The sequence below is a fragment of the Fictibacillus sp. NRS-1165 genome, from assembly GCF_050468105.1.
GTDB classification, from domain to species: Bacteria; Bacillota; Bacilli; order Bacillales; family Fictibacillaceae; genus Fictibacillus_C; species Fictibacillus_C terrinigri.
The window spans coordinates 1-6743 of sequence record NZ_JBDPNU010000100.1 but is presented as its reverse complement, the minus strand read 5'-3'; the positions used below and the strand labels follow the sequence as shown (position 1 = coordinate 6743).

8 protein-coding genes and 1 pseudogene are annotated in these 6743 nt (G+C 43.0%); all 9 read right to left on the bottom strand.

Annotated elements, in window-relative coordinates; translation table 11 throughout:
- Positions 1-756 (bottom strand): MFS transporter (locus ABHN01_RS24520; RefSeq protein WP_429877711.1); only part of this gene is annotated, 756 nt, incomplete at its 3' end.
- Entirely contained in the window at positions 753-1031 is a 279-nt protein-coding gene (locus tag ABHN01_RS24515) for a hypothetical protein (protein WP_429877710.1), read from the bottom strand. The genes ABHN01_RS24520 and ABHN01_RS24515, both read right to left, overlap by 4 nt.
- The gene (locus ABHN01_RS24510) at positions 1021-1338 is read right to left on the bottom strand and encodes a hypothetical protein (RefSeq protein ID WP_429877709.1); all 318 of its coding nucleotides are present in this window, start codon (positions 1336-1338) and stop codon (positions 1021-1023) included. Before ABHN01_RS24510 ends, ABHN01_RS24515 begins: the two co-directional genes overlap by 11 nt.
- Positions 1328-1534, bottom strand: a complete 207-nt coding sequence (locus tag ABHN01_RS24505; RefSeq protein ID WP_429877708.1) for a hypothetical protein — start codon at positions 1532-1534, stop codon at positions 1328-1330. The genes ABHN01_RS24510 and ABHN01_RS24505 overlap by 11 nt, the downstream gene beginning before the upstream one ends.
- Positions 1524-2048 carry a Rieske (2Fe-2S) protein gene (locus ABHN01_RS24500; protein WP_429877707.1) on the bottom strand — a complete coding sequence of 175 codons (525 nt, stop codon included), beginning with the start codon at positions 2046-2048 and terminating at the stop codon, positions 1524-1526. Before ABHN01_RS24500 ends, ABHN01_RS24505 begins: the two co-directional genes overlap by 11 nt.
- Positions 2049-2060: 12 nt before the next feature.
- Positions 2061-2621 (bottom strand): 4Fe-4S dicluster domain-containing protein, encoded by a 561-nt coding sequence (locus ABHN01_RS24495; protein WP_283889818.1) that lies wholly within the window; start codon positions 2619-2621, stop codon positions 2061-2063.
- Positions 2599-4791: a molybdopterin oxidoreductase family protein gene (locus tag ABHN01_RS24490; protein ID WP_429877706.1), complete on the bottom strand. Its 2193-nt coding sequence runs from the start codon at positions 4789-4791 to the stop codon at positions 2599-2601. Before ABHN01_RS24490 ends, ABHN01_RS24495 begins: the two co-directional genes overlap by 23 nt.
- Positions 4778-5860, bottom strand: coding sequence for a hypothetical protein (locus ABHN01_RS24485; protein ID WP_429877705.1), 1083 nt, complete (start codon positions 5858-5860; stop codon positions 4778-4780). The genes ABHN01_RS24490 and ABHN01_RS24485 overlap by 14 nt, the downstream gene beginning before the upstream one ends.
- 702 nt (positions 5861-6562) lie before the next feature.
- A pseudogene (locus tag ABHN01_RS24480) lies at positions 6563-6743 on the bottom strand (nitric oxide dioxygenase); the annotation flags it as partial.

The window sequence follows — 6743 nt, the reverse complement described above, 5'->3', positions numbered from 1 at the left end:
CATTAGGGTTGCCAGGATGATGAAGCCTGCGGTCCTTATCCCGGCATCCACCTTTTCTAGTCCGAAATTCGAAACCAAAAAATTAGGCAAGTAGATGGTAAAAGCAACGAACGAACCAAATGTGATGAAATAGAAAAGACAGAACAACCATAACTTTTCGTTTTTATAGATACTTCTCAGTTGCTCAGATAGTTTGGTTCGTTCTTTCGTTTCTCGTCGATCTCCAAGAAAAAGGTTGGCAATTACAATGGCTGCAAGGAGTACCAGATAAAACTGAACGGTTAGGGTCCATCCCCATTTAGAAGCAAGGACGGGAGCTGCAAAGGTGGATACCGCCGTACCAATGTTACCTGCTCCATAAATTCCATTTACGAATCCGTGCCTTTCTTTTGGATAATATTTAGGGACAGATGTCACTCCTACTGAAAATACCGCCCCTCCCACACCTAGGAACAGACCACCTACTAAAAGATCTACATAGGTAGAAGCGTGGGCTATATAAAAGACAGGAAATAATAGAATCAGAAAACAGATGATAAATAGTTTCCTTGCCCCAAACAGGTTAGTAAGATAACCAAGTGGAATGCGAAGTAAGGATCCTAATATGACAGGCACCGCAGTGACCCATGCAAGCTTATCAGCTGGAATGTTGATATCTTCTTTTATAAAAGGTAACAATGAAGAGATCAAGACCCATACCATAAAACCGGCAATCAAGTTCACCGTTTGTAAAGGAAGCTGAATTTTCCTATTCATATTAATCTTTCCTTTCTGATTCCATAATAAAGGCGGCTGTCCGCATCAAATGTGGTCCAAGTGTCTTTTGTGAACGATACTAGACTATTAAAGGGGACGGCTAAAAAATGAAAGTCGTCGAAATACAAGCGAAGGTGAGTGCAATCTGGACACGGTTTAACCTTCTTAATCCTTTGGGCCATCCAAGGGATATCCCTCACTTCCTTTTCATAGATGGCTAATTCAACAGGCTCGGATACATAGGATAACAGGGCTTTGATCGCCTCAAGTTCCACAGCTTCCACATCCTTTCATAGCGGGATATACGTTAAACTGACAACCTTGTAGGTATTCCCAAAATGAAGAGCACCCTGTCTTCTCTAAATGGTTCAACACTTCGTCTTCAGAAGTCCACTCACTCATTCCTCGTACTTCTGCTATAACAATCTCCAATCCATCTTTCTTCTTTTCTTCCAAGTACCAGTGAAGAAGTTGATTATCAAATAGGTGCTGAAGAGCCTTGTCTACTTTACTAAATAAAGATTCTTCGGATACACCAAAGGTCCGAATAAAACAAAAATCAAGATAGGTTTCATTGTTCATGCTTTTTTCCGCCTTTATGAATTTCCTTTTTGTAAATCAAAAGGGACACAGGAAATAAAAAGAGATTAAGAGTTACACACACGAGTGTGTTCGTGTAATGCTCGTAAAAGAATTGGTGTACCATGAACTGCGTAGCAACAATGTTGATGGCAAGAATAAGAGCAAGCAGGAAAACGCCAAGAAAACTACGCTTCATATCGCTTCACTCCCGTCGCATAAATAAAACCGTTCTCCACTTTCAAATGAATTTGGGGCAGCGGCCTTCGAGGCGGTCCTGCAATAGGCTTGCCTGTTTTGGCGGAGAATTCGCCATGGTGACAAGGGCAAATCATCTTATCCTCTTTCTTTTTCCAGAACACGGGGCAGCGCAAATGGGTGCATGCATTTTGGTAGGCAACAAAACGGGTTTCACTCAAACGGATAAGCAGAGCGCTATCATGCTCGCCCGGGAAAGAGAAATCCACAGAATCTCCAACTGAAACAGCCTTGAGAGAAGCGATTTTCTTATGTGGATACTCTTTTTTCGCCAGCCCAATGAGTTCTTTCGCGGCAATGGTTCCCCATGGTAGAGAAGAGATAGCGAATAGGCCAGCGGCTCCCACAAGTGTTTTCATAAAGCCCCGACGATCCAGCATTCGCTCATTGTTTCTTTCAATGTTATGGGTATAGTTATCTTCGTCAAATGGAATGTGGTTTTTCCGGTCTGTCATACCGCTCTCCTCCTAAAACAACTTTTCTACGCCCTGCAAAATACCAGGAAGATTAATTTTCACATTGGTTTCGCCTTCAAGATAAGGCATGCTCGACACCCACTTTTCATTTCCCAGAGCAAATTGGCTCTTCTTTGTTGCAATTTCTTCCTCACTTAGCCACTGCAACGTATTCGATGGGCACACACTTGCACACATTGGCGGTATACCGTCCTTTGTGCGATCAATACATAAATCACATTTGTACATCAGATTTTGTTCGGTATCAAACTTAGGTATCCCATAAGGGCAGGCGATCGTACAATTCTGGCATCCAATGCATTTTTCCACGAGTGCAGATAATACTGCGCCGGTTTCATGAATCTGGATGGCTTGCGCCGGACAGCTTCTGGCACAGGCAGGATTTTCGCAGTGTAGGCACATGAGGGGCATCGTCTGCCTTGATACGAGAGGGTTTACATCATAAACATAATTTCTGTTTCGCTGTTCATGGCCTCCACACTGGGTACAGGCTGCCAAGCAGGAGCGGCAACCGATACAGTTTTCTAGTTCAATATACAGTCTCTTCTTCACGGTTACCGTTCTCCTTTGTGGCAATCTTTGATATTTGCGCTGCACATACTTTAAACTCAGGCATACGTGAAATAGGATCCAGTGCAGCAATGGTTAATAAGTTAATTGAATCTTCATCACCGAAATGGTAAGGGACAAACACGGTATCTTCCCTTATGGCCTCCGTAATTTTCACTTTATAGGTGGCCTCTCCTCTCTTTGTATAGAGCCGAACCACCTCTTCATGTTCAATGTTGTAAGTCTTCGCGGTCGATGGATGAACTTCTACGTAAGGATCTGGACACATGTCATGAAGAAAAGGAATTCTTCTTGTCTGGTTCCCTGAAAGGTAGTGGTACACCACCCGTCCAGTCGTCAAACAGAGTGGAAATTCCACAGTTGTTTCCTCTGCTGGCGGTCGGTAAGGTAGGGCACATATTTTGGCTTTGCCGTCTGGATGATAGAATTTTTTATCGAGAAACATATGAGGTGTTCCTTTGTCATCTTCATTTCGACACGGCCAGAACACGCCGTCTTGCCGATCAATCTTATCCCAAGTAGCTCCGTAATAATCGGCAGAACCACCCCGGGAAGCCAGCCTAAATTCCTCCGCTACGTCGCGGGCAGTCTTTAAATGCTCAAAGAATGCACCTTTACCAAGCTTTCTCGCTAACTCCACCTGCATCTGCCAATCTGGCTTTGATTCACCGATTGGCTCTTGGGCCTTGTTGATTTTTATAATACGCCCTTCGAGATTGGTAACCGTCCCTTCATCCTCACTCCAAGTAACAGAGGGCAGAACGACATCCGCAAACTGTGCGGATTCGGATAAGTAGAAATCTGCACATACAATAAAATCTAGATTTTTCATGGCTTTCCTAACAAAGTTTAAATTTGGTGCGGATACGGCTGGGTTGGAACATAACAGATACAATCCGCGGATCTCTTTCTTATCCATGAGTTCAAACATCTCGTATGCGGAAACACCTGGCTGTGGCATTTCTTCAGGCGTAATTCCCCATACCTTGCAAACTTCCTCCACATGCTTCGGATTCGTAAGTTTTCGGTAGCCCGGTAGCAAGTCGGCTTTTTGGCCGTGTTCTCTTCCTCCCTGTCCGTTCCCCTGGCCTGTAAATGTAGCTACGCCAGAAAAGGGTCTACCGATTTTTCCCGTAATTAATGCCATATTGGTATACGCTGAAACATTATCCACACCTTTTTGCTGCTGTTCGATTCCTCTGGCAAACATGACAATGGCATTTGGTGCCTTGCCATAAATATCTGCGGCTCGGATGATTTTCTCTACTTCCACTCCCGTAATTTTGCTCGTATACTCAGGTGTGAAAAGCTCCAAAAGCTCTTTGGTTTCTTCAAATCCATTCGTATGTTGCTGAATGAACGCTTCATCCATATATCCCTTTTTTATTAGCAAGTGAGCAATCCCGTTGGCCAGGGCAAGGTCGGTGCCGGGTTTTAAATCAAGGTGAACATCTGCCCTTCGAGCAATAGGTGTTTCACGAGGATCGGCAACAATGAGGTATCCTCCGCGCTCCTGCACGGACCACACACGAAACATGGATGTTGGATGGCATTCTGCCGTGTTGCTGCCAGCAATAAATAAACAATCGGTTTCATGAATATCAGTCCAGGGGAGAGTAGATCCCCGGTCTACCCCAAATGAACGGAGAAAACCACCTGCTGCACTGGACATGCAGAATCGTCCGTTATAGTCGATATAGCGTGTTCCAAGGGCGACACGTGCAAACTTCCCTGTGAGATAACACTTTTCATTGGTCATGGAGACACCGCTGAAGACAGAGAGCGTATCTTTTCCATATTGAGCTTGCAAGTTCTTAAATTTCTCTGCAATCAGTTCGTATGCTTCCTCCCAGCTGGCTTCCCGAAAACCTTCTTTCGTTCCTTTCAAGTCAGCATTGTCCCGGATGAGCGGCTTTAAAAGACGATCTTTATGATTCGTTTGCTGATAGGCGGTTACCCCCTTCGGACACATTTTTCCGACGGTAACTGGCCAGTCATATCTCGGTTCCACTCCAATAATCTTATTGGTATGGGTATTTACACGTAGGTTCATGCCGCATTGCATGCCACAGTAGCTGCAATGTGTTTTAACAAGTTTCTCATTTGGATGTTGGACGTTTTCTACCTCTTTAAAAAATTTATCCCTTAGCATTTTGGTTGGCCTCCTTGACTTTTGCCTCATGGGTGTTGAATCCGGAAAACCTAGACATCCGGTACTTTCTCCGACAAGGAAGGCAAAGCTCAGCCAAGTGAAATCCTTCCTGCATCTCAAATTGAATATCGTTTTCGCTCAGTATTTTTATCACATCGTTTGATTGTTCGGTGGAGACAAATGGATCACCGCATACAGAACATTTTTTCATGGACTGAGCTCCATAATGCTCGCGATAGTTTTTTGCAAACACACTGACGGCACGGAATGGAATATGAGCCAGCTTTCCAAACGGTAAATAGAGTAGGGTTATGATCACAGAATACTGATGGATTAGAGACATCACCGATTGGCCCTTACCATGAAAAAAGACATTCATTACAGTTAAAAGGAGACCTGACACACTGACAAGCAGCAGCATGTAAAGCGGCATAAAGTCATAAAGAAACTTTTGTTCCGCCCTAGCCTGCATATTTTTCAAACGTCGATAAAGGGCCATGCAAACACCAGCAATCACCATAATGGCCGTAATGTTAAGCGCATTATAAAAGAAAAATGACAACACTCCGTCCGCTTTGACTTGCATCAAATTGATCCCCATACCCACTACTGTGTAATAACCGTTTTCCTCCATCGTGAAGTACATCCATCCAAATACGAGGGGAAACGTCACAAAACAAGATAGGATACATCCCCAGCCGATCAAAAAGTGCTGCGCCCATCGGTAAACTCCCCGATTCCATATAAACTGGTGTGTCACCATATGGTTGGTTGTTGTTTTCGTAGTAGACTTACGAAACAGGAGTCTAATCCCTTTTTTGATCAAGTTTTTTGTCGGAGGACGTTCTGCCCAAGCAACGAATCTGTAAAAAAATCCGCCTATAAAAACGAGGGTCCCGACCATATATCCGTAAAGATTTAAATCAATGTGGGTAAACATTCTCGTTCCAATAAACACTAAAACCACAAGCAGGAGGATTGAAATAAAAAGGGATTTAGCAAAATGTGAAGCGAATGCCCGGTTATAAGATTGGACCGCTTTGGGATCGTTAAGTATCGTTTTCTGCATACAGCATTCTCCTTTATTTGATTTACTGCATCTAACATTATTGTAAGGAGCCATGCTTTACACAACCATCAGGAAAAACCCCCATTTCATCTCAAAAATCCCCCTATTCTTCCCAAAGCCAAAGGGCACATCACACTAGCTGCTGATACAGGGCCTAACAAAGAAAAGTCGATCCTTTTTAATGAAGGATCGACTTAGGCAAATACACATTTTCCATTTTTAGTGATAGTGTTCTATGTTTGGTTTAATAAATGATTTAACGAGGGACTTAATATAAGTGCCAAGATTTTAGACTTAGATATATAATCCCTATAGCTTGCTCTGACACTTGTATTGTTAAACAGTCGTTTAAACGAAGTTGATTAAAATTCGTGGTCTTCGAGTAAATGAATTCTATTGAATGAGGGTAAGGGGCAAGAACTGAAAAGCTTCTCCATCATATCAACTCCTAAGAAGTACTCTGAACGTGCTTTATAGAAATCGATATATCACGTCCCTATCTTGCTTACCAGTAATTCGTTTTTTATTTGGATTGGTTAAAAATGAAGAAGAGGGCAGCCCCTTATATGGGAACTACCCTTCTTCTTAGAGACTACTCATCGCAATTGCAGTGCTGTTGCAGTTGCCGCACCAAGCGGCTCACAGTATTGAACTTCGTCTTTGTGCGATCCAAATTTTAACGCATATTTTAATGGTGTAAGGTTATTCCTCTCCTAAAATAGCCACTGGACTAAATGATTCGTAATGAATATGCTCCGTAGGTATTTCCCAGCCCTTTAAGGCCTTAATAATGGCATCCATAAATGGAAGAGACCCGCAAAGATAAAAATCAGAATCCTTGGTTGATACATTGGACTTTAGAAAATCAATATCAATATACCCT

Bases quoted from the DNA above. Each gene is read 5' to 3' on its own strand.
- ABHN01_RS24510 (WP_429877709.1), bottom strand. From the start codon at position 1,338: ATGAACAATGAAACCTATCTTGATTTTTGTTTTATTCGGACCTTTGGT.
- ABHN01_RS24505 (WP_429877708.1), bottom strand. From the start codon at position 1,534: ATGAAGCGTAGTTTTCTTGGCGTTTTCCTGCTTGCTCTTATTCTTGCC.
- ABHN01_RS24500 (WP_429877707.1), bottom strand. From the start codon at position 2,048: ATGACAGACCGGAAAAACCACATTCCATTTGACGAAGATAACTATACC.
- ABHN01_RS24490 (WP_429877706.1), bottom strand. From the start codon at position 4,791: ATGCTAAGGGATAAATTTTTTAAAGAGGTAGAAAACGTCCAACATCCA.
- ABHN01_RS24485 (WP_429877705.1), bottom strand. From the start codon at position 5,860: ATGCAGAAAACGATACTTAACGATCCCAAAGCGGTCCAATCTTATAAC.